This window comes from Nonomuraea sp. NPDC049784, assembly GCF_040659615.1.
Classification (GTDB): domain Bacteria; phylum Actinomycetota; class Actinomycetes; order Streptosporangiales; family Streptosporangiaceae; genus Nonomuraea.
The window spans coordinates 1-1,005 of record NZ_JBFAMX010001334.1 but is presented as its reverse complement, the minus strand read 5'-3'; the positions used below and the strand labels follow the sequence as shown (position 1 = coordinate 1,005).

1 protein-coding gene is annotated in these 1,005 nt (G+C 72.6%); it reads right to left on the bottom strand.

Translation table 11 applies throughout. The annotated features are described in order from the left end of the window. Window positions 1-840 (bottom strand): NAD(P)H-binding protein (locus AB0J09_RS65835; RefSeq protein ID WP_360714787.1); only part of this gene is annotated, 840 nt, incomplete at its 3' end. Window positions 841-1,005 lie beyond the last annotated feature (165 nt).

Below are 1,005 nucleotides of genomic sequence, written 5' to 3'. Positions count from 1 at the left end.
GGTGAAGGCCGCGCGGTGATCCTCGGCCCATGTCCGGTACGTGCGGGGCGGCCGCCCGAGGGCCTTCTCCACGTCGTCGGTCAGCCGGGCGTTGCCGCCCCGCAGGACCAGTTCGGCCCCGTTGAGCGCGACGTCGACGAACCCGGGGTTACGCCCGGCGGCGAGCAGCTGCTGCCGGTAGGCGTCCAGCGAGATGTCCACCGTCTCCAGCTCACGTCCCAGCGCCTCGCCCAGCTGCCCGACGACGTCCGGGACGCTCAGCAGCCCGGGCCCGGTCAACGTCAGCACCAGCCCGGCCAGGTCGCCGGACGTCAGGGCCCGCACGGCGACCTCAGCGATGTCGCGCGGGTCGATGTAGCCCTCCGTCCCGGTGCCCGTCATGTTCGGGATCGGCTGCCCCGCCCGGATCAAGGGGGCCCAGAACAGGGTGTTGGAGGCGAAGCGGGTGGGCCGCAGCACCGTCCACCCCATCCCGCTCGCCCGGAGCGCCTGCTCCCCCGGCAGGTGCCAGTCACCCACCTTTACGTGCTCGCCGGTGCCGATGGCCGAGAGCTTCACGGCCTTTCGCATGCCTGCCGCGCGCGCGGCGGCGAGCGCCGCCTCGTCGTGGCGGATGATCTCCGGGCCGGGAGCGCTGAGCAGGAACAGGGTGCCGGCTCCCGCCGCCGCCTGCGCCAGGGACGCGGGGTCGTCGAAGTCGCCTCGTACGGCCTCGACGCCGGGCAGTGCGGGGACTCGCGACGGCTCCCGGGTCATCGCCCGCACCCGCTCACCACGAGCCGACAACAACCGGAGCACTTCACCGCCGATGGTGCCCGTGGCACCTGTGACAAGAATCATGCCTGGCATGCTGTCAGCGCACCCACCGGCACTTATAGGAAGTTCCGGCACGACGCCGGGCGCCGGATAGCGTGGGGTCATGAGCATCCCGCCCGAAAGGCTGCGGCCCTGGGTCGGCGAGGTCACCGTGCTGGCGGGTCACGGGCCCGACGATCGGCTGGTGCA